We start from the raw sequence: 216 nt of genomic DNA on the forward strand, positions 1-216 counted from the left end.
GCGCCGCCGAAGTGCAGCACGTTGTCCCACACCCAGCTGTACGCGTTCAGGTAGGCGCCGTCGTCACCGCCCCGGTGCAGCACGACGAACGTCGCCGGCGGGGTCCCGTCCGGCTCCGGCAGCAGTTCGGGCAGGAGCGCGTACGCCGCCTTCTCCACTTCGGGCGCGATGCCCTCCGGGTCGGCGGTGACGTGGTAGCGCTTGATCCACCGGCCG

Annotated in this window: 1 pseudogene; it reads right to left on the reverse strand. The window is 72.2% G+C overall.

Going from position 1 to position 216, the window contains the following annotated elements:
* Window positions 1-216 (reverse strand): annotated as a pseudogene (locus tag CCL05_RS27945) (hypothetical protein); the annotation flags it as partial.

It is taken from the genome of Streptomyces africanus, from assembly GCF_002150735.1.
GTDB classification, from domain to species: Bacteria; Actinomycetota; Actinomycetes; order Streptomycetales; family Streptomycetaceae; genus Streptomyces; species Streptomyces africanus.